This is a genomic window from Vibrio sp. HB236076 (assembly GCF_040957575.1).
Lineage (GTDB): Bacteria > Pseudomonadota > Gammaproteobacteria > Enterobacterales > Vibrionaceae > Vibrio.
Genome location: NZ_CP162601.1, coordinates 1129294 through 1154303, shown reverse-complemented (window position 1 = coordinate 1154303; position 25010 = coordinate 1129294). Strand labels below are relative to the sequence as shown.

At 48.1% G+C, this 25010-nt stretch carries 19 protein-coding genes; 8 read left to right on the top strand and 11 right to left on the bottom strand.

What is annotated here, in order from left to right; translation table 11 throughout:
- The first annotated feature begins 247 nt into the window (after nt 1-247).
- Nucleotides 248-1846 (top strand): sensor histidine kinase, encoded by a 1599-nt coding sequence (locus tag AB0763_RS05155; protein WP_306101313.1) that lies wholly within the window; start codon nt 248-250, stop codon nt 1844-1846.
- A 36-nt stretch (nt 1847-1882) separates the two neighbouring features.
- Nucleotides 1883-2572, top strand: a complete 690-nt coding sequence (locus tag AB0763_RS05150) for a response regulator (protein WP_306101314.1) — start codon at nt 1883-1885, stop codon at nt 2570-2572.
- Between the two features lie 136 nt (nt 2573-2708).
- On the opposite strand, the gene AB0763_RS05145 is transcribed toward AB0763_RS05150, so the two are convergent.
- Entirely contained in the window at nt 2709-3488 is a 780-nt protein-coding gene (locus tag AB0763_RS05145) for an inositol monophosphatase (protein ID WP_306101315.1), read from the bottom strand.
- Nucleotides 3489-3720: 232 nt separating this feature from the next.
- Here AB0763_RS05145 and AB0763_RS05140 point away from each other — a divergent pair, with 232 nt between their 5' ends.
- Genes AB0763_RS05140 through AB0763_RS05130 form a run of 3 tightly spaced genes read left to right on the top strand, consistent with a single transcriptional unit; the run spans nt 3721 to nt 7930 of the window.
- Nucleotides 3721-4740, top strand: coding sequence for an ABC transporter substrate-binding protein (locus AB0763_RS05140; RefSeq protein ID WP_306101316.1), 1020 nt, complete (start codon nt 3721-3723; stop codon nt 4738-4740).
- Nucleotides 4740-6911 (top strand): iron ABC transporter permease, encoded by a 2172-nt coding sequence (locus AB0763_RS05135; RefSeq protein WP_306101317.1) that lies wholly within the window; start codon nt 4740-4742, stop codon nt 6909-6911. Before AB0763_RS05140 ends, AB0763_RS05135 begins: the two co-directional genes overlap by 1 nt.
- Nucleotides 6908-7930, top strand: coding sequence for an ABC transporter ATP-binding protein (locus AB0763_RS05130; RefSeq protein ID WP_306101318.1), 1023 nt, complete (start codon nt 6908-6910; stop codon nt 7928-7930). Before AB0763_RS05135 ends, AB0763_RS05130 begins: the two co-directional genes overlap by 4 nt.
- Nucleotides 7931-7990: 60 nt before the next feature.
- Here AB0763_RS05130 and AB0763_RS05125 read toward each other — a convergent pair whose 3' ends face one another.
- Nucleotides 7991-8464, bottom strand: a complete 474-nt coding sequence (locus tag AB0763_RS05125) for a GNAT family N-acetyltransferase (protein ID WP_306101543.1) — start codon at nt 8462-8464, stop codon at nt 7991-7993.
- Between the two features lie 243 nt (nt 8465-8707).
- On the opposite strand from AB0763_RS05125, the gene AB0763_RS05120 reads away from it, so the two are divergent.
- Nucleotides 8708-9952: a DegT/DnrJ/EryC1/StrS aminotransferase family protein gene (locus AB0763_RS05120; protein WP_306101319.1), complete on the top strand. Its 1245-nt coding sequence runs from the start codon at nt 8708-8710 to the stop codon at nt 9950-9952.
- Nucleotides 9953-10512: 560 nt separating this feature from the next.
- Here the strand turns inward: AB0763_RS05120 and AB0763_RS05115 are convergent.
- From AB0763_RS05115 to AB0763_RS05090, 6 genes are all read right to left on the bottom strand, one after another.
- Nucleotides 10513-11424 (bottom strand): isochorismatase family protein, encoded by a 912-nt coding sequence (locus AB0763_RS05115; RefSeq protein ID WP_306101320.1) that lies wholly within the window; start codon nt 11422-11424, stop codon nt 10513-10515.
- Nucleotides 11425-11652: 228 nt separating this feature from the next.
- Complete coding sequence (locus AB0763_RS05110) at nt 11653-12105, bottom strand: NUDIX domain-containing protein (protein ID WP_306101321.1); 453 nt, start codon at nt 12103-12105, stop codon at nt 11653-11655.
- Nucleotide 12106: 1 nt separating this feature from the next.
- A complete protein-coding gene (locus AB0763_RS05105; protein WP_306101322.1) occupies nt 12107-13039 on the bottom strand; it encodes a histone deacetylase in 933 nt (310 codons plus the stop codon).
- Between the two features lie 107 nt (nt 13040-13146).
- Nucleotides 13147-15114 carry a DNA topoisomerase III gene (locus AB0763_RS05100; RefSeq protein ID WP_306101323.1) on the bottom strand — a complete coding sequence of 656 codons (1968 nt, stop codon included), beginning with the start codon at nt 15112-15114 and terminating at the stop codon, nt 13147-13149.
- Between the two features lie 111 nt (nt 15115-15225).
- On the bottom strand, nt 15226-15774 hold the full coding sequence (locus AB0763_RS05095; RefSeq protein WP_306101324.1) for an NAD(P)H nitroreductase: 549 nt from the start codon (nt 15772-15774) through the stop codon (nt 15226-15228).
- Between the two features lie 150 nt (nt 15775-15924).
- Nucleotides 15925-17928 carry an NADPH-dependent 2,4-dienoyl-CoA reductase gene (locus AB0763_RS05090; protein ID WP_306101325.1) on the bottom strand — a complete coding sequence of 668 codons (2004 nt, stop codon included), beginning with the start codon at nt 17926-17928 and terminating at the stop codon, nt 15925-15927.
- Between the two features lie 385 nt (nt 17929-18313).
- Between AB0763_RS05090 and sppA the strand changes: the two genes are divergently transcribed.
- Nucleotides 18314-20170 (top strand): signal peptide peptidase SppA, encoded by a 1857-nt coding sequence (gene sppA / locus AB0763_RS05085; RefSeq protein WP_306101326.1) that lies wholly within the window; start codon nt 18314-18316, stop codon nt 20168-20170.
- 100 nt (nt 20171-20270) lie between these two features.
- Here the strand turns inward: sppA and AB0763_RS05080 are convergent, their stop codons facing one another.
- The 3 genes from AB0763_RS05080 to AB0763_RS05070 all read right to left on the bottom strand — a co-directional run bounded on the left by AB0763_RS05080 (nt 20271) and on the right by AB0763_RS05070 (nt 23459).
- A complete protein-coding gene (locus AB0763_RS05080; RefSeq protein WP_306101327.1) occupies nt 20271-21497 on the bottom strand; it encodes an ABC transporter substrate-binding protein in 1227 nt (408 codons plus the stop codon).
- 190 nt (nt 21498-21687) lie between these two features.
- Complete coding sequence (locus tag AB0763_RS05075) at nt 21688-22539, bottom strand: carbohydrate ABC transporter permease (RefSeq protein WP_306101328.1); 852 nt, start codon at nt 22537-22539, stop codon at nt 21688-21690.
- Nucleotides 22539-23459, bottom strand: a complete 921-nt coding sequence (locus AB0763_RS05070) for a carbohydrate ABC transporter permease (RefSeq protein WP_306101329.1) — start codon at nt 23457-23459, stop codon at nt 22539-22541. The genes AB0763_RS05075 and AB0763_RS05070 overlap by 1 nt, the downstream gene beginning before the upstream one ends.
- 326 nt (nt 23460-23785) lie before the next feature.
- On the opposite strand from AB0763_RS05070, the gene AB0763_RS05065 reads away from it, so the two are divergent.
- On the top strand, nt 23786-24913 hold the full coding sequence (locus AB0763_RS05065) for an ABC transporter ATP-binding protein (RefSeq protein ID WP_306101330.1): 1128 nt from the start codon (nt 23786-23788) through the stop codon (nt 24911-24913).
- Nucleotides 24914-25010: the final 97 nt, after the last annotated feature.

The following is a 25010-nucleotide window of genomic DNA, read 5'->3' as shown; positions in this document are numbered from 1 at the left end:
CTGTCAATCAATCGGCGCTTAACTGCAACTTTTGCTTAAGCGCCTTTTTTGCGCGCCGCTGTCGCCAAACCGTGTACTTTGGCATAATAAGTGGGCACTTTTTTTACTTTCAGTAATAAAAAGTGCAAGCCATCACAATGCAGCGCCCCACTTTCCACTATGCTACCCCCTGTTCATATTTGCACGAGATGAACCATTACCTCATGATAAAAAACGATTTTAATACAATGACACGGCAACCTCACCCATGAAATCAATGGCCTTTCGCACCAAAATATTTTTACTCTTATTGAGCCTATTGCTGCTACAAGTGGTGGTGATTGTGTGGCATTTTGACAATACCCTTTATCAGTCAATTAAACACCAAGTCGGCACACGGGCATTAATCCAAGCCAAAGAGATTGCCTCCGACCCGGCTTTGATTGCACACGTGGAAAATAAAGATACGCAAGCCGTCTCCCATTTAATCGATAGATTGGCCAAAATCTCCGATGCGAGTTTTATTGTGGTGGGCGATGATCAGGGCATTCGACTCGCCCACCCTAAGCCCGATCGCCTTGGCCTGCCCATGCAAGGAGGAGACAACGCCGGAGCGTTAGAACGCGGTGAATCCTATGTGACATTAAGGCAAGGCAGCCTAGGTTATGGCTTACGTGGTAAAACCCCGATTATCAATGAAGAGCAGCAAATTATCGGTGTGGTTTCGGTCGGCTACTTGCTCAATCGTTTCGAACAATGGCTCGACGTGTACATGCAACCACTGCTTATTGAAATCTTCATCGTCTTGCTGCTGACCTTGATTGCTTCATGGGCGTTTTCTCGCCATATTCAAAAACAAATGTATGGCATGGAGCCCGATCAAATAGCCCTCGCCCTCAACGTGCAAAAGTCCATTTTAAGCTCCGTCTATGAAGGCGTGATTGCGATTGATAAAAAAGGGTACTTTCTTGATATTAATGACTCAGCGCGCAAGGTTCTGGCCATCTCTCAGGGTATCGATTATCTAAAAAACCGACAAATCATGGAATTTGTCTCTCATTGCGACTTCTTTTTTCGCTCGCCGCTCGAAGACAACCTGCGCGATGAAATGGTGCGTATCAACGAACACAGTTTGATTGCTAACCGAGTCGCCATTTTTGATAAACAGCAACTTACAGGTTGGGTGATAAGTTTTCGCGCCAAAGACGAGATCTACTCGTTAACCGCTGACCTGACCCAAATCAAACAATACAGCGACAATCTGCGAGTACAACGCCATGAGTTTTCCAACCGCTTGGCGACCATCGCCGGCCTTATCCAAATGGGTAAACATGATGAGGCACAGTCGCTGATTGCCCAAGAAAACGATAATAAACAACAAATCCTCGACTTTATCTCTCAGCGCATTCACCTATCGCAAGTGGCCGGGCTACTACTGGGCAAATCTTTTCGCGCTAAAGAGCTCAACATCGAACTTATTTTCGATCCGACTTGCCAGTTAAGCGCCCTTCATGGTCACCTATCTGAAAGTGAGCTGTGCGCCATTATTGGTAACTTAATTGACAACGCGTTTGAAAGCACGCAAAACCACCCGCAAAGCAGCCGTAAGGTGGGTATTTTGCTTTCCGATGCAGGTGAAGATTTGGTGATTGAGGTCACCGATAATGGCACGGGGTTAAAAGATGAACAGCGCGACGACATCTGGAAAAAAGGGGTGACCAGCAAAACCGATAAAAGTCAGCATGGCATTGGATTATATTTGGTTCATCAATATGTTACACAATCCTGTGGTTTTGTTACCATTGACGATGCCGAACCACAAGGGTGTATTTTTTCGGTGTTTATTCCCAATCGCATACCCGAGTAGTCCTTCGTCTACTCTCCGTTTAATAAGGTCAAATACATGGATAGGATTGACGTTTTAATTATTGAAGATGATGTCAAAATTGCCGAAATTCACAGTGAAATGTTGCGGCAAACGTCGCGATTTAACCCCGTGGCGATCGCAGAAACACTGCAAATGGCCAGAGTGATGGTCAAAGTTCATCAGCCAAGTTTACTTATTCTCGACAATTACTTGCCCGATGGTACTGGCATCGATTTTTTCCGAGAACTGGTCGCGGATAAGTCGAGTGCGAAAATGGATGTGGTTCTCGTCACGGCGGCCGACGAAATTGAAACGGTAAAAAGCGCGATGCAACTCGGTTGTTTTGATTATTTACTCAAGCCAGTCTCGTTTACTCGCTTACAAGAAACCTTGGATCGTTATTTGTCGCTCAACAACGCCATGAACGCTTATGACAATGTTCAACAGCGGCAAATTGATGATTTATTTAATCTGCAATTGCGCGACAAACCACAACAGACGTTACCCAAAGGCATTGAGAGCCTGACACTGGAAAAAATAAAACGCGTTTTTGCGCAAAATATTGGCCGCAAGTATACCGCGCTGCAATTGAGCCAAGAAATCGGCATTGGTAAAACCACCGCACGCCGTTATTTAGAGTATTGTGCCGCCCATGGTTTACTCAGTGCTGAAAATGAATACGGTAAAGTCGGCCGCCCAGAGCGCGTGTACGTGAAAAAACACTGAGCGCGTTTCGCACTGTGTTTAAACAGCGCACTCGAATCACCGAGCATCAAAAAGGCGTACACCGTCACGCTTGCAAATACGGTCATTTGCCGATGGGCGAGATCCATCGCGTAACGGTGAGGCTTTGCCAAGTGTGTTAGTCGTTGAGGAAGCACTGAGTGCTCAGCGGCTCAAGTAATGGCCATAAGTTTGGTGTACTCGCCCAAATGGCATTGCCTTCAAATAAACCATTGTGGTCCAAAAAGTGTGACACTTTACCGCCTGCTTCTTGGACCAATAATACCCCTGCTAAGGCGTCCCAACTGTTAAGATGCGCTTCAAAATACCCGTGTACCTGACCAGACGCCACGTGAGCCAACATCAGGGCGCCGGCGCCAAATCGTCGGTGATCAACGCCGTGGTTATCCAGTATTGAAATCACCTCAAAATACGAGGTTAATGGCACACGGTTTGAATGACCGATACCGATGATTTCTTGCCCGCTGATGCTGTTAGCCATGATTAGGGGTTGTTCGTTAAGCCAAGCGCCTTGGCCTTGCTCTGCAAAGAAAAATTCATCTCGATCAGGGGCGTAAATAAAGCCCAATTGAATCGCACCTTGCACGACATAGGCCAAGGAAATACACCAATAATCCATCCCTTGTAAATAGTTTGACGTCCCATCAATGGGGTCTATAACCCAAGTGCCTTGGGTCCCGGTAATCAATCCACCCTCTTCGCCTAAAAAACCATCTTCAGGAAAGAGCAATTGCAGCTGTGCTTGTAAAAAGGCTTCCACCGTATTATCGGCTTGGGTGACAAAGTCACTTTTTCCTTTGACATCAATATTGAGCCCAGCTCGGCGAATTTGTTGTGCTTGTTCCCCTGCCAAGTGAATACACGTTTTGAGTTTGTTAATTTTTTCTTGCTTATTCACACTTTCTCCTTAGCCATTGATGCTGAAATAAAAATGGTCACACATTTATATTACATATACCTATAATTATATGCATTTTATTTAATATTTTAGTAACAAACCCATGATTTAATCCGCCTATCCGTTAACCACTTATTTCACGCTTCAAAATTAACAGGTTATTTTTACCGATATATGTCAAGTAGCGATGAAACATTCATATTATCAATCACATCACACTAGAGAGTGAAAAATGAAAAAAGGATTATTTTTATTTGGGGCGATGGCATCAAGCTTGTTTCCCTTACAAGTGACTCACGCAGCCGACAAAGGGGAAGTCGTGGTTTACTGCTCCACCGGTGAGCAATGGTGTCGAGTCATGACGGAAGCGTTTGAGCGAGAGACAGGCATCCATGTTCTCATGACGCGCCGCTCCTCTGGAGAGACTTATGCTCAGCTACGCGCTGAAAGCAACCAACCTCGTGCCGACATCTGGTGGGGAGGGACTGGAGATCCTCACTTACAAGCCGCTCAAGAGAATTTAACGGTAAAATATCAATCCGACAAACTCTCACAGCTGCAAGATTGGGCGGTACGCCAAGCCAAATCGTCTGATTATAAAACTGTCGGAATTTATGCGGGGGCGTTAGGATTTGGTTATAACAGCGATCTGATCCGTGACCAAGCGCCTCGCTGTTGGCAAGATCTGCTTGACTCGAAATATGAAAGTGACATTCAAGTGGCCAATCCAAATTCATCGGGAACGGCCTACACCATGCTGGCCACCATGGTGCAATTATTTGGTGAGGATCAAGCTTTTGACTATTTGAAAAAGCTGCATGGCAACATTAACCAGTACACCAAATCAGGCAGTGCACCGATCCGCGCCGCCGCCACGGGTGAAACCGCCGTGGGCATCGTGTTTATGCATGACGCCGTCGCACAAGCTGCACAGGGCGCCCCCATTGTGACCGTCTCACCTTGTGAAGGCACGGGCTACGAAATTGGCTCTATGAGTATGGTCAAAGGCGGTCCAAACCCAGAGAACGCGAAAAAGTGGTACGACTGGGCCCTAAGCGCTGAGGCTCAAAGTTTGGCTGGCCAAGCTCAATCCTATCAAGTGCCGTCGAACAAGAACGCGACGGTACCGGCTTTGGCGCCTAAACTCGCCGACATTAAATTGATCGACTACGACTTTAAACGCTATGGCTCGGCAGAAGTGCGCAGTGCGCTTCTTAAGCGCTGGGACAACGAGATTGGATCGCTTCGCTAATGTTTTCATATCTATCAACGCAAAGAGCTGGCTTTAGCTGGCTCTTTTTATACCTTGCTTCTGCACTTTTGCTCCCTTGGCATAAGACGCAATCAAGCCCGCTAGGCAGTGCGCTGTTTTTGGCCATGGATGAAATGCCTTGGTTGCTCCCAACGTTACTTGCTCCTTTTTTCAGCCTGTTATTGATTGTTAAAGGGCGAAGTTTTGCCTCTACCCCTCTGTTATTGAGCTTAGTGCTCGGCCTTGCTTATACCTTATTGCAAGCTTTTACGATTTCATTGCACGGCCCACAATTCACGGAGATCACCAACTGGTTTCCCACCCTCGAGATCCAACAAACCGGCTTAGGCTGGGGCGGTTTTGCCTTTCTCATTGGTGGCTTTGGTTTGCTTTCGCATTGTTTGGCAGCGAAAGGCCTTTGTAAGGGTGACCGCTTTGCCAGTGCGGCCATTGTTTTTATCAGTGTGTCGTTACTGACGTTTGTCTTTTTCCCGATCGCCAAATTAATGATGGCCGCCTTTATCAGCCCAGAGGGTTCTTGGGGAATACGCCATATGGTGCCGACTTTGACCTCAGCAGAACTTTGGCAACTCAATTGTGTCACGGGAAGTGGCCGCTGCGGCGTGGTGATCAATACCTTAGTACTTGGCTTTCTCTCTGCTTCCATTTCGACCTTGCTCGGTTTGGCGTTAGCACTCCTTTATGTGCGCTCGGATTTTAAATACAAAGGGCTGCTGAAAAGTCTGTCCATATTGCCTATTATCACCCCACCCTTTGTGGTCGGCGTGGCGATCATCGTCTTGTTTGGCCGCAGTGGTTTAGTCACCGAGTTTGTTTTTGATCTATTGGGTATGCGCCCAACGCGCTGGTTGTACGGCTTACCTGGCATCTTAATCGCCCAAGTGTTGGCGTTTACCCCCGTGACTTTCTTAGTGATCCAAGGGGCGTTAGAGGCCATCAACCCAACGTTAGAAGAAGCGTCGCAAACCATGGGGGCAAAAGCGCTCCAAAGCTTTCGATTGGTGACCTTGCCCCTACTCAAACCCGGTCTGGCCGCCGCCTTTTTATTGGCGTTTATCGAAAGTTTGGCCGATTTTGGCAACCCCATCGTGGTCGGTGGTAATTTTGAAGTCTTGTCGATTAAGATTTTCTTTGCCGTGGTCGGCGCCCAATACGATTTAAACAATGCCGCTGTACTGTCACTGATATTATTAAGCCTGACTCTATTGGCTTTTTGGCTACAAACCAAATGGTTAGGTAAGAAAAGCTATGTCACGGTTACCGGTAAGTCCGATGCGGGCAGTATGATGCCGCTGCCGAACCTCGTCTCGAAAAGTGCTTTGGGTATCACCTTGCCCTTCATCGGTCTGACGTTAATTATCTATGCCATCATCACACTTGGTGGCTTTGTCCAAGACATCGGTCGCTGGGACTTAACGCCGTCACTTGAACACCTCAGTACAGCTTTTAATATTGACGTCAATGAAAATGGACTGCAGTTCTACGGCTCTGCTTGGGATTCACTGTTCACCACATTATGGGTGTCGGCATTGGCGGCACCGGTTACGGCCGTGCTCGGCATCATTACCGCTTGGCTGGTCACACGCATGCAATTTCACGGTCGGCGTCAGTTTGAATTTATGACCATGCTCAGCTTTGCCATACCCGGCACTGTGGTTGGGGTGTCCTATGTTTCTGCCTTTAACACCCCACCTGTCGATATCACGGGCACCTTAGTCATACTGGTCATTTGCTTCGCCTTTCGCAATATGCCTGTCGGGATGCGAGCGGGAATGGCCGCGTTATCTCAGATTGACAAGTCGATGGAAGAAGCCAGTTTAACCATGGGCGCAACCAGTGATAGAACCCTAAAAAACGTCGTTTTACCCCTGATCAAACCGGCGATTTTTACCGCACTCATCTACGCCTTTGTCACTGCCATGACCGCCGTCTCAGCGGTAATTTTCTTAGTCAGTGCCCGTTACAACATGGCAACCGCCTACATTATGGGCCGTGTCGAAAATGGCGAGTACGCCCTCGCGATTACCTACTCAATGGTGTTGATGCTGATTATGATCATCTGCGTCGCTCTTATTACTAAAGGCCTTGGCAAACGAGCCAAGCAACGAAAAACATCCGTTGCGCTAACGGATATGGAAGTCAGCCAATGAAAAACATTGCTATCGAATTAAAAAATATCGTCAAAAAATTCAATGACACCACCGCGGTCGATCATATCAACTTGACCATCAACAAAGGTGAGTTGGTCACCTTTTTAGGTCCGTCGGGGTGTGGTAAAACCACCACATTGCGCCTGATTGCTGGCCTTGAGTTACCTAGCTCTGGCGATATCATTATTAACGGCCAAAACGTCAGTCAAAAATCTGCGGCAGACCGAAACGTCGGCATGGTGTTTCAGTCTTACGCTTTGTTCCCACATATGACGGTCATGGACAATGTTATCTACGGCCCGATTACCCGCGGCGAAAAAAAAGCCGATGCCGTGCAACGCGCCAATGACGTGTTAGCTTTAATCGGATTAAATGGCTTTTCACACCGATATCCTTCAGAGCTATCAGGCGGACAACAGCAGCGAGTCGCGGTTGCCAGAGCGATTGTACAACAGCCCGATGTATTGATGTTTGATGAACCCCTATCCAATGTCGATGCCAAGTTAAAACGCAAGGTGCGTCGAGAAATTCGCGAACTTCAGCAGCGGTTTGGTATCACTGCCGTTTATGTCACGCACGATCAAGAAGAAGCGCTCGCCGTATCTGATAAAGTCGTGGTAATGAAAAGCGGTCAAATTGAACAAGTTGGCACGCCTGAAGATCTCTATCAACATCCAAACTCTCAGTTTGTGGCTGACTTTATTGGTGATGCCAATTTGCTCAGTGGTGAGGTGACCCAAGGCGTACTGCATCTTGAGCAATGGAAAATCGATGCCCAAAACCGCTCTGATGGTCCAACCGTGGTCTCGATTCGACCCGAACTGATTCAACTGTCAGCTCAAGCGACACAACTTAGCGGCGAAATTGCCAATGCCACTTACCTAGGCAGTCGCATGGAATATGAAGTGTTAACGTCTGCTGGCGAGCTTTTGGTTTCTAGGCCGGCCAACGAGCCAAGATGGCAAGCCAAACAAAGGGTGTATTTAGCCATTAATCCCGATGAGTTAATTTACGTTTAACGCTTGAGAACCCAGCACAGGCACTAGGTCAGAGATGATCTGGTGCCTGCTTAGCCGCGGTTATGTCGAAGTGGCGGTTTTCTTCATCACAATATTGCGCAAAGTTTGCCCGCGGCGCGTGACGATTTGCTCTTTTATCACCTCAAAACCCGATTGGGTAAAAAACGGCTCAGCGGTGATACTCACCGCAGCATAAAGCGTGTCTATCTTTTTCCTGCTTGCCTCAGTTTCAAGATAAGTCATTAAGGTACGACCAAGGCCTTGCCTTTGGTGTTGATGATGACAAAAGAAATGATCAATAAGCCCATCGCTTTGCAAAACGGCATAGGCCAGTATTTTTCCGTCTTGCTCTGCCACATAAGTCGCCTTTTTCTGCAAAGTCGTGCGCCAAACATCCATACTCATCGCCGCTGGTGCCCAAGCCTCGACTTGTGCTTGGGTATAATCACGCCGGTTAATCGTCCTTACTGTGTGATAAAACAGCGACCATAGTGTTTCAGCATCGGACTCTTGGTAGGGCCGTATCATGAGCATTTGCTTGTTCTGTTCCATTCCCTGTTGCATTCCCCGTGGTATTTTTAATTGTGACTCTCTCATTTTAGAATGCCAGTTGTCCTGGCTTTGGTACTAGAAAAAAATTTTTCTGGTGCTTTTTTACCTCGACCAACTGCCCTAGTTTCGTGGAAACACTGACCATTGTCAGCGAGTCTCAGGCCGCCATTAAGGCCCCCATTAGAGCAAAGGATAATGCTCGGCAACGTACATAAGGACATTAGATTGAAAACCTTCAGCAAAAGTTTTACCCAACAAGAGCCGATCAGTGATCAAGGCATCCAAATGGCCGTCGATATTTTACAAACGGGAAAATTACATCGCTACAATCTAGACCCCGGCGAACAAGGCCACACCAGTTTACTCGAAGAAGAGTTCGCGGCCTATATTGGCAAGAAATACGGCTTGGCTTGCGCCTCTTGCGGCAGTGCGCTGTACCTCGCCATGAAAAGTGCCGGTGTGAAACCCGGTGATAAAGTGCTGTGTAATGCCTATACCCTCGCCCCTGTCCCGGGTGCCATTGAAAATACCGGCGCGAGTATCGAATTGGTTGAAATCACTGACGATTACAAAATTGATTTAGACCATTTGGCGCACAAAGCGGCCACCAGTGGCAGTCGCTTTTTATTGCTTTCTCACATGCGCGGCCACATCGCGGACATGGACAAAATCATCGAGATTTGCAAGACCCACCAATTAACCTTAATCGAGGACTGTGCCCATACCATGGGCGCCGCGTGGAATGGCAAAAAGTCAGGCTCGTTTGGCCATGTTGCTTGTTTTAGCACTCAAACCTACAAGCACATTAATTCTGGTGAAGGAGGGTTATTGGTCACTGATGATGCAGAGCTTATTGCTCGGGCCATCATTCACTCTGGGTCTTACATGCTGTATGAGCGACACACCGCTCGCCCTGACCTCGCCACCTTTGAAGCATTAAAAACCCAAGTCCCCAATTACTCTTGCCGTCTCGATCACCTCAGAGCCGCTATTTTAAGACCGCAACTTGCCAACCTGGATCATCAATGTCAGCGATGGAACCAGCGCTACCGCGTGTTAGAACAAGCGATCAACGCCACAACGCTGTTAACCTGCCCGCCCAGAGAGCCCAAAGAAGAGTTCGTTGGCAGTTCGATTCAATTTACCGTTCAAACTGAGGACCTGCACCTCATCCAAAGGTTTCTTCAAGCCTGTCACGAGCGCGGTGTCGAGATAAAATGGTTTGGCCATCAAGAGCCGGTTGGCTTTACTAGCGCTTTTGACAGTTGGCATTACATGGAGGCAACCCCAGAGTTACCCAACACCAAAAAGGTGCTCGCCACCTTGTGTGACATGCGCATTCCGCTGACCTTTTCGCTGGAAGATTGCCAAACCATTGGCGAGATACTCAAAGCAATCGCCTCAGAGCTTATTGCGCTGTCACCAGCCAGTGAAAACAGTGCGAACAAAGTCGGCTCAGTAGCAGATTGATTGAAAGGTTTACAACCCGTTCGCTAATCACCAAGGCACTCCATCGTGAGCGCCTTGGTGAGTTAATCAGATTGGTATAAGTCTGTTTTCTATTTCCTGCTTTACACTTTCTTCTTGAAAATGCCAATCCGATCATGCCTAGCAAGCCAAAGAGTCCCAACGAGCCGCCAGATGAGCCACTAGAGCTACTGGTCGATTCATCCGAGTCAGAAGAATCAGACACTAATACGCCATCTTCATACACGGTTCCATCGCTATAAGTTCCGGTGTATTCCGGTACGTATCGAACGGTTGTGGTCACCTCATCATTAAACTGGAAAGAAAAACTTTCATGTTCAGATGTGTCATGAGTAGAAGTTATTCAATCGAGTTGATTTCACGCATAGAAATAATTAATGGGGTGTGGCCGCGGTGCTTGACATGAACGAGAAGAAAATAAACCAAAAGACAAAAATAAAACCTAGCCAAAGTTGGCTAGGTCGATTTATTCACAGATGAGACACTGTGTGAAAAAGCAGTACGCGAAGCATCTAAATAACCAAAAACATCGCCTTTAACTGCTACCCCTCAACGGCAGTGAGTGACTTTCCTTTTTGGGTTGACTCAATCAGTTGCCACCATTCCTGTAAACTCACTTTTTCAATCAACTCGGCAAAGGACAAGTTGACCCCATAAGCACGCCATCTTTCAAGTAGGGTCGCGGCTCGAATCGAGTCTAAACCGAGAAAGAGTAAGTTTTCGTTTTCATCGACATCGGCCAAATCAAGCATCAAGACTTCAGCGACATCTTGCTTCATCACGAGTAAGGACAAACCTTCGCTTTGTTGAGTCGATGTCGTGGTCTCTTTTTCAATCGCGCGAATCCATTGCTCACTTTGTACTACTTGCCCCGCTCGACCCGCAATGAACCCCAAGGTTTGTAAATGTTCCTGCTGACTAAAATCGGCAATCGCATCAGCAACAACAAACGGTTTGATGTCCAACATAAAGGCCTCTAATGCGGTCGCCTGAATACCAATGTGGCCATAGACACCACAAATCACCAGCTGATCGCGGCCTTGTTCTTTCATAAAGGATTCTAATGACGATTTTTTAAACGCGCTGTAGCGCCATTTGACGTATTGAATATCGCCTTCTTGTGGAGTGAGATCATCAATAATCGCCGTCTCTTGCTGAAGACCAGGCCCCCAAAAATCGGTTAACAATGCACGCTCTTTGGGATCTTGGTTGGCCGGTTGCGCGGTGTAAATCACCGGAATACCGGCTTGTCGGGCCATGGCTTTCAACGCCTGAATGTTGTTGATGATATCGGCAATCGGAGCTTTGCTGACATCAAAATAGTTGAGGAAATACTCCTGCATATCATGAATTAACAGCACGCTGCGCTGAGCATCAAACGCCCAGTTCACTCGGTTTTCAGGCAGTTGTTCAGCTTGAGGTAATGCGTAAGGCGCGATTTTTGGTATTGCCATGTTACTATCCTTTCTCTTATGAGCGGTGTTCTAACCAATAACCAATGAGCGAGCTCATTCGTGTGGCGCGAGTATAGCAACCCAAAACAAAAAGTTGAATGATATTGATTATCATTTGTATTTTTTGTGGCAATTTATCTCAGCAATTGCGATCAAGATCATAGATTTCAATGACTCACTAGATTTTGAAGAGTAGAACCAAGCAGCACTTTTTGATGCTCAATCTGACTAAGCTTGATCACACCCTAAATGATAAGAATGGCGTTGTTCTTGGCAAAGTGCCACTAAGTCATTCAATCGGCGAGGGAAATAACGATAATTTTCAAGCTCAACCAAAGGAACCCATGCCCAAGATTGAATGTAATCTTGATCGCTTAACCCAACTAGATGACGTAAATGAGGTTGGCCCTCAACAATGTACGCGGCATAAAACAGCTCTAATTGATAACGCTGATTAACGATTTCTTTAAATTCATTGACCGCTAATAGCTCACCAACGTCAACGGTTACCCCCACTTCCTCCCAACACTCTCGCCGTAAAGCCTGTCGAGAATCTGCATCCCTGTCTTCTACCCCACCACCTGGTAAAATCCAATACTCTCCATTATCGTCGGCGACCTTGAGCATCAACAGGTGCTGCTTGTCTAGTATCACTGCCGCCGCGCGTATTCTGTGCTCCATTCTAGCCTCCTTTGCTGGTCGACACATCGAACGCCGCTTGTAAAAGCTGCCAATGCAATGGTACTAAATCCCCGTGCTCGGTGCGATATCCGCCCCCCACCACCGCGGCAACGGGTAACGCTCTTTGCTGACAATATTGGAACAAAAAGTGATCGCGTTGATACAAAGCCGAGGTTGATACATGTAAATACCCAAGCTCATCCTCTTGATGTATATCGACCCCGGCGTCATACAAAATCACATCGGGTTGATGACAGCGCACCGCCAAATCGACGACCTGCTTGAATTGCTCAAGAAATTCTTCATCTTGTACCCCTTTGGCCATAGGCACATCCAAATCCGACTCTGGTTTGCGCGACGGGAAATTTTTCTCGCAGTGAAACGACAAAGTAATGATATCGTCACGCGACTGACACAGGGCGGCGGTGCCATCACCATGGTGAACATCACTATCGATGATCAACACCTTATCGACGCCTTGGCAGTGAGCAATTGCTTGTTCGGCTGCCAGTACCAAGTCGTTAAACAGACAAAAGCCACTGCCAAAATCATAATGCGCGTGGTGATAACCGCCGCTTAAATGAATCGCCATCCCGTGTTGCCAAGCCAATGCTAAGGTGTTTGCTGTCCCGCCAGCCGATAACAAGGTTCGCTCAATTAAGCGTTCACTCCAAGGAAAACCAATCCGCCGCATTTTGGCCAAGGGTAATTTCCCCTGGGCTAAATCATCGACATAACTGGCTTGATGAACCCGCTTGACCTCATCAAGCGTTAACGCATTGGGGTGATGATGCACAAAAGTAAGCCAATGTTCATCGGCTTGTTGCTGCTGACAAAGCGCTTGATACAACAAGCGGTATTTATTGATCGGATACCGGTGCCCATCGGGTAAATCTAACTGGGAATACATGGGGTGATAAACAAAAGGGATCATGATTTTCTCGCTATATCGGGCATACTTTTCTTTTGAGCTTAAGTCAGGGGCTAACACGACTATTTAGAAGATTCAGTGTGCGACCGTCCCCTGTTCGGATGCCAAAACTAGACCGTTTTTTTCTTTCTTGGTGCCGACTTACGAGGCCGACGTTTGCTTTTAAAGCGATTGGCCACCGGTGGCAACGATTGTAACGATGCCGGTACCGGAGCCTGCTTCACTTGCTCAATGATGGTGTGAATTTGACTTTGTAACGCCTGAACAAAAGGCTGATAAGCTTGCTTTTTCTCGGCCATTGCTTGCAATTGATGCTCCCAGTGAGCGGTCATATCCGGCAGGGTCGACTGCGCAGGCAAAGCGTGAATGAGCCCTCGACCCGCCGCGGTACTGCGCACACTTTTGCCTTCACGAGTCAATAATTGCCTTTTGAACAAGGTATCTAAAATGCCAGCGCGAGTTGCCTCTGTACCCAAGCCATCGGTTTCTTTTAAGATCCCTTTGAGCTGCTTGTCTTGCACATATCGACCTATGCCCGTCATCGCTTGTAACAGGGTCGCTTCGGTAAAGTGTTTTGGTGGCTCGGTTTTACAGTCTTTGATTGCACCTTCGCGACAAGTTAACACTTGCCCCTGGGCCAAAACCGGGACTTGCGGCTCCTCATCGGCTTTTTCATTGCCCTTAGCGCTGGCCGTCTTATCATTGCCAAGCAGCGCGCGCCACCCTGGCTGCTGTAAGATTTTGCCTTTGGCAATAAAGCTGCCGCCTTCAATATCAAACACCAATTGGGTTTCTGCATACACCGCCGGCGGGTAAAACTGCATTAAATACTGGCGAGCAATCAGGTGATAGACTTTGTTCTCTTCTGCACTGAGTGACGACGCTGGTTTGGACTTGGTGGTGGGAATGATGGCGTGATGAGCATCGACTTTGCTGTCGTTCCACGCTTTCGACTTTAACGACAAATTGGCCCCGTCCACCGCTTGAGACAAAGACGTCGAGGTCGACTTGATGGCCGAGGTCACACTCGCCGCTTCGCGAAAATGCTCTTGCGGTAAATAGCGACAATCCGAACGTGGGTAGGTAATAAGCGTATGTTTCTCATACAGTGACTGACAGATATCCAACACTTTTTGCGCACTAAAATTAAAGCGCTTGGCCGCATCGATTTGCAGCGCCGATAACGAATAGGGCAACGGCGCAGACTGTTTGCTCTGCTTGTGTTCTGACTTGGTCACTGTGGCCGGTTTGCCGGCAATTCTCGCCGCGACATTTTCCACCAGTTTGCGTGATAGCACCCGGCCTTCTTCATCTTGCCAAGGCCGGCAATGATCACTCGGTTGCCATTTCGCGCGAATATCAAACTCTGCGCCTTGCTCGCTTTGATAAGGAATTAGCGCATGGAGGGTAAAGTAGTCTTTGGGGATAAACTGCTCGATTTCTTCATCGCGTCGCACCACCAAACCCAATACTGGCGTTTGTACACGGCCAACCGACAACACACCTTGGTAACCCGCTTTCTGACCCAGCAAGGTATAGGCGCGGGTCAAATTCATGCCATACAGCCAATCCGCGCGTGAACGCGCGAGTGCCGATACCGATAGCGGCACAAATTCCTGATTTTGGCGCATAGCGGCCAGGGCTTTTTTGACCGCGGCTGGGTTTAAATCATTGATCAGCAAACGCAGCGCCGCCGCCTTTTTGCGCTCCGAAACTCGGCAATGCGACAGCACTTCATCGACCAGCAATTGCCCTTCGCGATCCGGATCCCCGGCGTGAACAATCTCATCGGCTTGTTTTAATAATTGACGAACCACTTTGAGTTGACTGGCCGCACTCTTACGCGCTTTGAGTTGCCACTGCTCTGGAATGATCGGCAAGTCGTCAAGCCGCCATTTTTTGTATTTTTCGTCATAGGCATCAGGCTCAACCTGCTCAAGCAAATGGCCAATACACCAGGTGACAATATCGCCATTACCACACTGAATATAGCCTTGTTTTTTTTGCTGAGGTTTGGGAAGCACAGCCGCAATAGCACGGCCTAAACTGGGTTTTTCTGCAATATACAGACGAGTCATACAAATAGCCTTACAAAATACACTCGGCAACCTTATACAAAATCACCCACATTAGGCAAGAAAAACTGGGATTTCATACAGTATTCTGACCTTAATGTCTGCCCGTAAAGGCTACAAGTACTCAACAAACTTGCTCAATGGCAATGCTTGGGCTTTTACGGGTTCGACTTTGGCCGTGCCAAGGTATAAGAAACCCACGATCTCATCGTCACCTGAGACTGAAAACGCCGCTTTTACCTGAGGGTCGAACATCCACTCACCGGAGCGCCAAATGCCTTGAAAACCCTGTGCCACTGCAGCCATTTGCATCGCTTGCACCGCACAGCCCGCCGACAAATATTGCTCAAGGGGCGGCACTTTCGGATGTTCGCTGACCTTAGCGATGACAGTGATCACCATAGGCGCGCGAAACGGAGCATTTTTTAACTTGAGTTGTAAGGCTTCATCGCTGCCTCTTGCCTTTGCTGCCGACGACAAAATGGTCGACAATCGGTTCAGCCCGTCCCCTTGGGCAATCACAAAACGCCAAGGCGTTAGATGACCGTGATCCGGGGCGCGCAACCCCGCTTGCAAAATATTCTCAAGCACTTGCCCCTCTGGCGCCGGTGCTTGCAACTGATTCATCGAGCGTCTGTGTAATAATAAATCCAATGCATCCATAGCTTAACTCTTGATGTGCTGTATTTTTTTCAAGTGTATCAGCTCTCTCATTTCCCGTCCTTGCTATTGTGCATTCGATGACAAACCAGGCCAATTTTTGCCCTGCTCGTCACACCTAACCAATTAGGTTTTGTTCACGCTCTTGCACCTCTAAAGTGTTAGCGCTAAATCAACGCCCTCGGCAATCGCGCGCGCCGCATCGACGCCGCTAGCGTCTAACACTCCCCCGATGTGATGACAATCGGACAACGATGCCATTTGCTGCTCAGAAAAAGGCACATTAGGTTCTTGTCCAGCACAGAGAATCACTTGGTCAACGTCTAAGCATTGCACTTTGCCATCGCGTTCGATGTGAAGGCCCTGTTGGTCAATCCCCAGATAGCGCACTTGATTTTGCATCTTCACACCGCGTTTTTCTAACAACCGTTTGTAGACCCAACCTGTGGTTTTACCAGGGCCTCGGCCAACCATCCCCGCACTGCGCTGCAACAACCACACTTGCCTAGATGAGGGCACCGCTTCTGTCGGCAATAAGCCCCCGCGATAACGATAGGTTTTATCAATGCCCCAACTTTCCAACCAATCGTCAACAGGCTGATTGTCTGGCTCGGTTAACAGGGTCGCGACATCGATACCTATACCGCCAGCCCCCACCACCGCCACCTTGTTACCCAAGGGGGGCCGTTCTCGTAAAAAAGTTTGATAATCGATGACTAAGGGGGAATCTTTTGCCCCTGGTAAATCAATGTCTCTTGGTTTCACTCCCGTGGCAAACACCACGCCTTGATAAGTTTGCAATTGCGCTAACGACGGGCTTTGTCCCAGCAATAAATTCACCCCCGTCAATTCAATTTGATGAGCAAAATAGCGTATCGCTTCTCTAAAATCGCGTTTATCGGGGATTTGCATCGCCAGTCGAAACTGACCACCGATGCGATCATTGCGCTCAAAAAGATCCACTTCATGGCCTCGCTTGGCCAACGTGGTCGCACAGGCCAAGCCCGCCGGCCCAGCTCCGACAACGGCAATGCGTTTTTTTTGCTCGGCCGGCCTCAGCACTTTTTCCGTTTCATGGCAAGCAAAAGGGTTGAGTAAGCAACTGGCGCGCTGGCCACTAAACACCTTATCCAAACACGACTGATTACAGCCAATGCAAGTGTTAATGTGTTCAGCCTGCCCCTGAGACGCTTTTTCCACCCATTGTGGGTCGGCAAGAAATGGCCTTGCCATCGACACCATGTCAGCCACCCCCTCTTCGATCAGGCGGTTGGCGTGTTCGGGTTGCGTAATGCGGTTACAGGTAATCACCGGCACTGTTAAATGCGGTTTGACTTTTTCGGTCACCCAAGTAAACGCGCCTTGCGGGACACTGGTGGCGATGGTTGGGATACGCGACTCATGCCAACCAATGCCGGTATTGATCATGGTAACGCCTTTTGACTCCAGTTGCTTAGCCAAATGGAGTACGTCTTCAAAGCGATTGCCCTGTTCAACCAAATCCAACATTGACAGGCGAAAAATGACGATGAAATCTCGCCCTACCGCTTGGCGCACAGCATCGACAATCGCCAAGGCAAAACGCTCTCTGCCCTCGCGATCTCGCCCCCAATCATCGTATCTTTGATTGGTTCGTTGACAGAGAAATTGATTAATGAGGTAACCTTCTGAACCCATGATTTCCACCCCATCGTATCCCGCCTCTCTGGCGAGAGCCGCAGAGTGCGCAAAGTCTTTGATGGTGGCTAAAATCTGTCGCTCCGTCATGGCCGAGGGAGCAAATTTGGCAATGGGCGCGCGCATTTCGGTTGCGCTCTGACAAAAAGGGTGCATGGCATAGCGCCCTGCGTGCAAGAGCTGTAAGGCAATTTTTCCTTGATGTCGGTGGACGGCATCGGTTACCACACGATGACGAGTGACGTGTTTAGGATGACTAAACTGAGCACTAAACGGCGTCAATCGACCGCGCAAATTGGGGGAAAAGCCACCCGTGACAATCAACCCAACGCCAGCTTGGGCTCTCAATTCATAGAAGTGCGCTAAACGACTGAGATCCTGCTTGTCTTCTTCTAAGCCCGTGTGCATCGAGCCCATCAAAATGCGATTTTTTAACGACGTAAAACCTAAATCTAACGGCTGAAATAATGAGGAATACATACAGACCTTCACCAATTAACGTTGTGGTCTGACCAGATTATCTGGCGTCATTTTAAGGCGCAATTCTCTTTTACATTTTTGTAACATAGATCAATATCAACCGGCTTTCTTAGCGCAAATCTGTGATGCGGCAAACACGCTAATAAATGACGTCAAATACCAGCAAAGCCGTGCTCAAGCGCTTGGCACGTGTTAAGCTAACCCTATCATTAACTTGGCTTTTCGCTGTTAACTAATACGAACTGTCATCGCTGGGCCAAACGCGTTACCGCTCAAGGCCTCAAACGCGCTGGGACAACACCCTGATCGATACCCTATTCAGGGGCGTATTGTTGGTTTGGCGATGAAAAAAGCCTCGACGCTGTCGTTTTTTGTTGGAGACCCCATGAAAACTTTGTTTCGTTCAATCGGCTGGTTGTTTAAGAGCCTTTGGCGAGTGATAAATTTCGTGCGTATTGCACTAACGAACCTATTCTTTTTTGGCTTAGTGGCGTTAATTTACCTCGCGTTTCATTTTTCGTCTCCTTCCGAGTCGAACCCCATAACCAAACAATCAGCCCTAGTGCTCAACCTCTCTGGCCCCATTGTTGAACAAAGCCGCTTTATCAATCCCGCCAGCAGCCTTACCCGTTCGTTAATGGGCGATGAACTGCCACAAGAAAACGTGCTATGGGATGTGGTGAGTACATTGCGCCACGCCAAAGACGATGAATCGATTTCCGGCTTGGTGCTGAGCTTGCACGATTTACCAGAAACCAACTTGACCAAACTGCGCTATATCGCCAAAGCCATTAATGAATTTAAAGCCAGTGGCAAACCGGTTTACGCGGTTGGCGATAATTACAATCAGAGCCAGTATTATCTGGCCAGCTACGCCGATAAGGTTTACTTATCCTCTGATGGCGGCGTGTACCTAAAAGGCTACAAAGCCTACTCGCTGTTTTACAAATCCCTACTTGAAAAGCTTGACGTATCCACTCACGTGTTTCGAGTCGGCACTTACAAATCTGCAGTGGAGCCCTTCTTACGCGATGACATGTCCCCAGAAGCCAAGCAAGCCTCCACGCGTTGGGTGGGGCAACTTTGGGATGGCTATGTCCAAGATGTCAGTCACAACCGACAAATTGATGAACAACAGCTCAACCCGAGTATGGATGAGTTCTTAGCCGATTTTGCCAACGCCAAAGGCAGCCTTGCTGAGCTGGCCATGTCGAAAGGCTTGGTTGACCAATTGGCCACCCGACAAGAGGTTCGCCATCAGCTTGCGCAACAATTTGGTAGCAATGGCAAAGACAGTTATCAAGCCATTGGTTATTACCAATATAAGTCGACCATTGCAGAACCCACGCCACATAGCAAGCGCGTCGCCGTTATCGTGGCGAGCGGTGCCATCGTCGACGGCACGCAACCGGCTGGCCAAGTCGGTGGCGATACCCTGGCCAACCGCCTGCGCAAAGCCAAAAATGATGACGACATCAAAGCCGTGGTATTGCGTGTCGACAGCCCTGGCGGTAGTGCTTTTGCATCTGAAGTGATCCGCAACGAAATCCTAGCGCTTAAGCAAGCCGGTAAACCTGTGGTGGTGTCCATGTCGAGTCTCGCAGCTTCTGGCGGCTATTGGATTTCGATGAGTGCCGATAAAATCATCGCCCAGCCCACTACGCTGACTGGCTCAATTGGCATCTTTAGTGTGATTACCACCTTTGAAAAAGGCCTAAACAAACTCGGTGTCTTTACCGATGGTGTAGGCACCTCGCCATTTTCTGGTGACGGTCTCACACAAGGATTGTCAGAAGGTGCACAACAAGCAATGCAATTGGCCATTAATCACGGTTATCAACGTTTCACCCAATTAGTGTCTGACAATCGTCAATTGCCAATGGCCGACATGGATGCCATTGCCGAAGGGCGAGTCTGGACGGGACAAGATGCGTTGCAACGCGGTTTGGTGGATCAAATCGGCGACTTTGATGATGCGATCAATCAAGCGGCACAATTGGCTGAGCTCACCGACGGTGACTACTCGGTCGACTTTATGAAAACACCGCTGTCCACCACAGAGCGTTTGTTGCAGCAACTCGTCCTATCGGTTTCTGCTCATATCGGCGTCTCGGTACAAAGTTGGGTACCTGATGCGCTGGTCTCACCGCTGACGCAAATCTCGCAAGATGCCCAGTTACTGAGTCAATTTAACGACCCCAAAGGCATCTATACCTATTGCTTAAATTGCCAGGTCAAGTGATGTTTAAGTGAGTCTTTTTACTCGCTGTATTCGATAGAAAAACGCCGCAGTTTTACACTGCGGCGTTTTTTTAATTATGGATAGCCAATCAAAGTAGCACTTACTTGTAAATGCGTTGACGCGTTTTCTCCAGGCGATTTAAGATTTGCTCCATGCGCTCAGGTTTCACCATAAACTCTTGGAAGCCTTTCATACCAGCTTTTGCCATCGCGGGGTCAGTATCGCGGTCGTAGAATTGCGCCGTACCACTGGCTTCTTTTAGCACTTTCACACCGATATTTAAGAACTCATCATCTGCCGGCTGCGCTTTGCTGTTGGTCGGGATTTGTAACAGCTTGGCATTGACCAAGGTCTGAATTTCTGGGGTCGCGACAAATTCCAAGAACTTGCGTGCATCGGCCTTGTTTTTCGCTTTAGCGGGAATATGAATGGTGTCCATCGGCGCGTCTTCTGCCATTGGCACGGACGGATCAATCACCGGGAATGGGAAGTAACCCATTTTTCCTGCTAGCTCTTTCGGGAAGTTCGGGGTAATAAAGTTACCAATCAGGTACATGGCTGCCTCGCCGTTGTACAAGAAAGGCTGTGCCTCTTGCCAAGAGTAAGAGGCGTGATTTTTTAGGTAATACCCGGGCTCGATCAATTGCTTCCAGTTTTCAAAGGTTTTTTTGACTCGCTCATCGGTATAAGGAATGGTGCCATCCATCAACTGAATGTGAAAATCCAAACCATTGGTGCGCAAATTGAGATAATCAAACCATCCGGCTGCCGTCCACAAATATTTGGTCCCAATAGCGAAAGGGGCTATATCGTGGGATTTCAAGGTCGCCGCCGCGTCTTTAAACTCTTGCCAAGTGGTTGGCTGGTCAATATTGTACTTAGCAAACAGATCTTTGCGGTAATACATCCCCCATTGATAGTAAGTGTATGGTACGCCCCATTGTTTATCTTGAACCGTCATTGCTGGCAGGGATGACTTATAGTCTTCCTTCATACCTTGTGAGTTCCAAATATCACTGACATCTTCAAAAAGACCGCGGTCGACAAAGGTTTTCATTCGGTTACCCGCGTACCAAAACACCACATCGGGCGGCGAAGTCACCAGCCAATTGCGAATCGTCGTTTTATACGCTTCTTTATCGTAGAGGTTGTATTTGACCGTAATGTCGGGGTTAGCCGCTTCAAAGCGTTTGATCACTTCCGCCCATGCCGCTTTCGGTGCCGGGTCAGCCTGATCCGAGTTAATGACCAACTCACCCGCCCATGCCTGGCTTGCCAACATCGCCGCCATGGCACTTGCCCCAATGAGGTGTTTCATCTTGTTCATAGTGAAAGTCCTTCTCGTTGTCACTTGGATTAAATAACGATTTTGTCTTTATCTTTGTTTTTGTTGCTTTTTATTACTTTCGAGATGGCGCACACGTTTGGTTATACCCCAGGCAGGTACGCCATACCTCACTCACCCAATCTTAGCTTGCTTTCACGTATCAACCCGATTGGGCGTTCTCATTGCCTCACTAGCCTTTGGTTGCGCCCAAAGTCAGCCCAGCAATAAAATGTTTTTGCATGGTAAAAAACAGCACGACAGGAGGAATTGCTGCGACAATCGCCCCAGCCGACATGAACTGCCAAGAGGCGAGCCATTGTCCTTTGAGTGCGCTCAAGCCTGCAGTGACCGGCCTGACCTCATCACTTTGTACTAGGACCAAAGCCCAAAAGTAATCATTCCAAATAAAGGTAAACACCAAGACAGCTAAAGCCGCCAGCGCCGGCCTGACCAGCGGTAACACAATGTGCCAAAAAATGCGCCATTCACTGACCCCTTCAACCCGCGCCGCCTCGATCAAGGCATCGGGAATGCCGACAATAAAGTTGCGCATAAACAAGGTACAAAACCCTGATTGGAATGCGATGTGAAACGCAATTAACGCCCAGTGGCTGTCGTATAAGCCCAAACCTATGGTTAAATCTCGCACTGGGATCATCAGGATTTGGAAAGGAACAAAGTTGCCCGCAATGAACAAAGCGAAGATCCACAGATTGCCTTTGAAACGGTATTTTGCCAGTGCAAAGCCGGCTAACGTGGATAGACAAATCGCACCAAAAACCGCAGGTAAGGTAATCAGTAAACTATTGAGCAAGTATTGCCCCATCGGCGTTGCGGTAAAAACTTGTGTATAATTTTCGACCATTTGAATGTCGGTCGGCCATCCCCAATAATTGCCCTTGTTGATGTCTTCAATCGAGCGAATTGAGGTCATCATCACGGCGATCAAAGGCAATAACCATAAAACAATGGTGATAGGCAAAGCCATCCGATAACTGATGTTGGCCAGTGTTCCAGATTTTTGTATTGCTTGTGGGTACATTATTTTTCACTCCTTAACATACGCCACAAGAAATAGGCGATGTAAATATCCATAATTAAAAACAGCACGACGGACACAGAAGCACCATAACCCATGCGGTAGTTAAAGATTGACTCTTCGTACATTTGATACGCCAGGACACTCGAACTGCCCCAAGGGCCGCCTGATGTCATGGTGGCGACCAGGTCAAAAGAGCGCAATGCCCCAATCACGGTCACGACAATGGCAATAAAAGTGGCCGGACGAAGTTGCGGGATCACTACATACCACAACATTTTTAAACGCTTGGCACCATCGAGACGCGCCGCTTCGATTTGCTCTGGATCGAGGTTGTTTAACCCGGTGAGATACAAGATCATGCAATAGGAAATTTGCGGCCATAAGCCAGCGGCAATAATGCCATAAGTGACATAATCTTCATCGGCGAGAATAGAAATCGGTTCGATGCCAAACCAACCTAACGCAATGTTAAACAAGCCAAAAGAAGGATCATAAAACCAGGCAAAGACAACGCCAACAACCACTTGCGAAATAACAAACGGGAAAAAAAACAGCGCTTTTACCGCGCGAATGCCCACGATTTGTTGATTGAGAAACAAGGCAATCATCAGGCCAATTGGCGGCGCGAGCATAAAAAACACCAGCCAAATAAAGTTGTTTTTTAACGACGTATAGAAAGCGTCTGATTGAAAGAGTTCTCGGTAATTATCCAGCCCCACCCATATCTTTTCGCCAAGGCCATCCCACTGATAAAAGCTCAGCGAAATGCTCTGTATAATCGGGTATAGCACGTAGAGTCCGAACACCAATAAGCTTGGCATTAAAAACACCCAAGGCAGTATCCCACTCGACAAGGTTCGTTTGTTCGGCGTTGCCTTGATGCGCTTTTTGGGGTAAGTCGCATTCATTGAACTGTCCATATTACTCATCCTCATGACCAAGCATGTAAGTCAACGTTCGAACGCTCACTTGAACGATAAAATGAATCAATAATGAGCGAATTCGAGACTAATTTGCCCTTATCATAAGAAGTCATCGCCAGATTGATACGGATATTGACGCGAAATGTAAACGTTTCCACAAAAATCACTCAAATTCGCTCAATAAGTATGACACCGATCAATTTTTCATTTTTCGCCTCTCTCTTCTACAGGCAAAAAAACGTATGTTTGACGTCACCTCTCAAAGAGCCCGTGTTTGGCAAAGACCGAACTCAAATAAATAGCCATATCGTAAGGAGTCGAAAATGGCAGAAATTATAATGAAAAACGTGGTGAAACGATTTGATAAGGTGGAAACCATTCACGGTGTCGACCTTGAGATTAACAATGGCGAATTTGTGGTGTTTGTCGGCCCATCTGGTTGTGGTAAATCCACGCTGTTGCGCATGATTGCCGGCCTAGAAGACATTACCGAAGGTGAGTTGTACTTTGATGGTCAGCGCATCAATGAGCGAGATCCCGCAGAGCGCGGGGTCGCCATGGTCTTTCAATCTTACGCCCTCTACCCTCACATGACGGTCGCGGAAAACATGGGATTTGGCTTAAAGATGAATGGCGTCGACAAAAACACCATTGCCGAACACGTTCAACAGGCGGCGAAAACTCTGCAGCTCGAAGCGTATCTCGAACGCAAACCCAAAGCACTCTCGGGGGGGCAACGTCAACGTGTCGCGATCGGCCGTGCCATTGTGCGCAATCCAGAGGTATTTTTATTTGATGAGCCACTGTCAAACCTAGACGCAGAACTCAGAGTCGACATGCGCTTGCAAATTGCCAAATTACACCAAGATTTGGGCAATACCATGATTTACGTCACCCATGATCAAGTCGAAGCCATGACACTGGCCGACAAAATCGTGGTGCTGCGCGCCGGTAACATCGAGCAAGTCGGCAGCCCACTCGAGCTGTATCATCGCCCCAATAATGACTTTGTCGCCGGTTTCATCGGTTCACCGAAAATGAATTTTATTCCAACGACCGTCATTGACAATCAGCCCGGCCGTTTGACGCTGGCAACCCCAGATCAACACCAGCTTCACTTGCCTTGCCACTCAGCGACACTAAAAACCGGTGATAACATTCGCGTCGGTATACGCCCTGAACATTTAAACATCGATACGGCGCTAGATGTCTCCCTTCCGTTTCAAAGTGAAGTGGTCGAAAGGCTTGGCAATGGCACCTATTTATTTGGTCAATCTTGCGGGGTCGACGGTTTTAAAGTCTATTTGCCCGGCGATCAAGCGGTTGCGCATTTTCAATCTCTATCACTGACTTGCGCCTACCAGCACCTACACTTTTTTGATCACTCGGGCCAGCGCCTCGAACTGGATCTACACGCCGAGAATCCAAGCCCGCAACCAGTTCACGTATAACCGCGGTGCCAGTACCCCGTTGCCGTACTGTTCGACGCCATAGCACACGGGGATAAAAGCGTGTGCATTGGCCGCGCTTTGGTTATACTTTGCGATA

What these genes read in the sequence shown, in the direction of transcription:
- AB0763_RS05155 (WP_306101313.1), top strand. Translation starts at nt 248, where the DNA reads ATGAAATCAATGGCCTTTCGCACCAAAATATTTTTACTCTTATTGAGC.
- AB0763_RS05150 (WP_306101314.1), top strand. Translation starts at nt 1,883, where the DNA reads ATGGATAGGATTGACGTTTTAATTATTGAAGATGATGTCAAAATTGCC.
- AB0763_RS05140 (WP_306101316.1), top strand. Translation starts at nt 3,721, where the DNA reads ATGAAAAAAGGATTATTTTTATTTGGGGCGATGGCATCAAGCTTGTTT.
- AB0763_RS05135 (WP_306101317.1), top strand. Translation starts at nt 4,740, where the DNA reads ATGTTTTCATATCTATCAACGCAAAGAGCTGGCTTTAGCTGGCTCTTT.
- AB0763_RS05130 (WP_306101318.1), top strand. Translation starts at nt 6,908, where the DNA reads ATGAAAAACATTGCTATCGAATTAAAAAATATCGTCAAAAAATTCAAT.
- AB0763_RS05125 (WP_306101543.1), bottom strand. Translation starts at nt 8,464, where the DNA reads ATGCTCATGATACGGCCCTACCAAGAGTCCGATGCTGAAACACTATGG.
- AB0763_RS05115 (WP_306101320.1), bottom strand. Translation starts at nt 11,424, where the DNA reads ATGGCAATACCAAAAATCGCGCCTTACGCATTACCTCAAGCTGAACAA.
- AB0763_RS05110 (WP_306101321.1), bottom strand. Translation starts at nt 12,105, where the DNA reads ATGGAGCACAGAATACGCGCGGCGGCAGTGATACTAGACAAGCAGCAC.
- AB0763_RS05105 (WP_306101322.1), bottom strand. Translation starts at nt 13,039, where the DNA reads ATGATCCCTTTTGTTTATCACCCCATGTATTCCCAGTTAGATTTACCC.
- AB0763_RS05100 (WP_306101323.1), bottom strand. Translation starts at nt 15,114, where the DNA reads ATGACTCGTCTGTATATTGCAGAAAAACCCAGTTTAGGCCGTGCTATT.
- AB0763_RS05095 (WP_306101324.1), bottom strand. Translation starts at nt 15,774, where the DNA reads ATGGATGCATTGGATTTATTATTACACAGACGCTCGATGAATCAGTTG.
- AB0763_RS05090 (WP_306101325.1), bottom strand. Translation starts at nt 17,928, where the DNA reads ATGTATTCCTCATTATTTCAGCCGTTAGATTTAGGTTTTACGTCGTTA.
- sppA (WP_306101326.1), top strand. Translation starts at nt 18,314, where the DNA reads ATGAAAACTTTGTTTCGTTCAATCGGCTGGTTGTTTAAGAGCCTTTGG.
- AB0763_RS05080 (WP_306101327.1), bottom strand. Translation starts at nt 21,497, where the DNA reads ATGAACAAGATGAAACACCTCATTGGGGCAAGTGCCATGGCGGCGATG.
- AB0763_RS05075 (WP_306101328.1), bottom strand. Translation starts at nt 22,539, where the DNA reads ATGTACCCACAAGCAATACAAAAATCTGGAACACTGGCCAACATCAGT.
- AB0763_RS05070 (WP_306101329.1), bottom strand. Translation starts at nt 23,459, where the DNA reads ATGGACAGTTCAATGAATGCGACTTACCCCAAAAAGCGCATCAAGGCA.
- AB0763_RS05065 (WP_306101330.1), top strand. Translation starts at nt 23,786, where the DNA reads ATGGCAGAAATTATAATGAAAAACGTGGTGAAACGATTTGATAAGGTG.